General features: G+C 36.6%; 2 protein-coding genes and 1 pseudogene. All 3 read right to left on the bottom strand.

Annotated elements, in window-relative coordinates; translation table 11 throughout:
- Positions 1 to 14: 14 nt before the first annotated feature.
- Complete coding sequence (locus tag ACFIL8_RS06015; protein WP_375638322.1) at positions 15 to 431, bottom strand: LysE family translocator; 417 nt, start codon at positions 429 to 431, stop codon at positions 15 to 17.
- Between the two features lie 225 nt (positions 432 to 656).
- Complete coding sequence (locus tag ACFIL8_RS06010; RefSeq protein WP_375628879.1) at positions 657 to 1,265, bottom strand: fumarylacetoacetate hydrolase family protein; 609 nt, start codon at positions 1,263 to 1,265, stop codon at positions 657 to 659.
- A 516-nt stretch (positions 1,266 to 1,781) separates the two neighbouring features.
- Positions 1,782 to 1,858, bottom strand: a pseudogene (locus ACFIL8_RS06005) (terminase large subunit); the annotation flags it as partial.

Genomic DNA, 1,858 nt, shown 5'->3' with positions numbered 1-1,858 from the left:
AGTGAGAGACAGAATCAGGAAAAGATTGCTCTATTAACTTTACAATTTGTTATCAAAGATAAAACTGTTCCTGTCGCAATGTTAATCGAGCCTTTTACCCGCTGCTTTTTTAAGGCGGTACTGGCAAATGATATAAAAATGGTCATTAAAGTAAACCATGCAAAGATGTTGAAAGAATGTATTGTGACAAGTTCAAAACCTTTTTTAATGCTACCTCCAGAAGCTAAGAATTTTGGAAAAGCTGCTATGTAAAATATAGATACTTTGGGGTTTAGTATTTGTGTCAAAAAACCGTCCATATAGCTGGTTAAAAGCTTTGTTTCACTCGTAGCATGCTTTTCATTCGTTGAACTTCTTTCTTTTGAATTTAAGCTGTGTATTCCAGATTTAATTGATTTAAAGCCCATGTATAATAAATAGCTGCCACCCATGAGTTTTACTAAAAAAAACAGCGTTTTGTTGTTGAGAATGAGCGCTGATACACCTAGGTGTGGAAAATGCCCCATGCACATATGTTGCTGTACACAATCCTAAAACGTTTACAAATGCGTTCTTTCTTCCCAATCTCGTTGCATTATCGATGATAAGGGCCATATTCGGCTCCGGTGAGATGACTAAAAAAAATGAAACAATGAAAAAGGTCAGTATTTGATGATTCATTTTACTTTTAGCTCTGAAATTAATTGATTTTCAAGATACAATTCTATTCTGTCAAACTGAGAAAGTTTTCCTACACCCTGTGGAGTGCCTGTGTATATGAGATCACCACGTCTTAGCTGAATGTAGTGACTTAAAAACGATATTATCTTCTCAAAGCTAAAGATCATATTTTTCGTATTGCCAACTTGTCTTGTTTCGCCATTCAACTTCATTGCAAAGGTTATTGGGTTGTTTATTTTTTCCTTGTTTATGAAGTCAGAGACGTATGCAGCGCCTTTAAATCCTTTCGATAAAAGCCAAGGAAGCTTTTTTTCTTTCAGTTTTGTTTGCAAATCCCGCGCTGTGAGATCAAGACCTATTGCTACGGCATCATAGCATTCTTCTGCTTCTTCCTCCATGATCATGAAAGCGTCCTTTGAGATTTTGAGCACAATTTCGGTTTCAAAATGTATTTCTTTGGAAAAATCAGGGAGATAAATTTCATTGCCTAAAACGAGTGAACTTTTGGGCTTGCTAAAGATAACAGGTTCATCTTCAACAACATTACCTAGTTCATGAACATGTTCAACATAATTGTATCCAACACAGTAGATGTCATTTATCATGGGAGCCCTCCAAATTTTTCATTTTCTCTTTGTATAGGCAAGAGAAAACTTTGCAAACAACATTTTTTCTTATATCGCGTTTTGCGTTTTCTGGAAAAGAAGCATTATGTGGGTTAATGACTAACCACGATGACAGCCCTTCGCATTATCCTCTTTTGAAGAGTGCTCAATCTTATAGTTTTTGAGATTATTTTCATTTTGATTGCTAATCTCCTGAAATTACTTTATTACTTAAAGAGTGATTTTGCTCGTCTACGCAGCGATTAGTGGGGTCTGAAAGCCCTAAAGTTCGATCATAAATGAGCCCACTCTGTGGGTGTCTCGGAATTATGGGATATTTTTCTATGTCTAGGTGCTATGAGCACTAAAAGTAAAAATCTGGTTCGTATTCAATACTTTCAGGCTCTCGGAATACTAATGCGAGGGTGCTCGCAACCGGCGGGGGATTTGAAAGTGAAAAGCAAAAAGCCACATTTTAACGACATTTCTATAGGCAAAAAATCGCTTTCAAAGAAAACTGAGAGGATAGGCATCCACCTCATCTAAAATCAGATAACGAATAGGCATGGAACGCAAACCAGCTGCACTGTTTG

Source organism: Bartonella sp. AP57NXGY, from assembly GCF_042195805.1.
GTDB lineage: Bacteria > Pseudomonadota > Alphaproteobacteria > Rhizobiales > Rhizobiaceae > Bartonella.
This window is presented reverse-complemented; position numbering and strand designations above follow the sequence as displayed.

Bases quoted from the DNA above. Each gene is read 5' to 3' on its own strand.
- ACFIL8_RS06015 (WP_375638322.1), bottom strand. From the start codon at position 431: ATGGGTGGCAGCTATTTATTATACATGGGCTTTAAATCAATTAAATCT.
- ACFIL8_RS06010 (WP_375628879.1), bottom strand. From the start codon at position 1,265: ATGATAAATGACATCTACTGTGTTGGATACAATTATGTTGAACATGTT.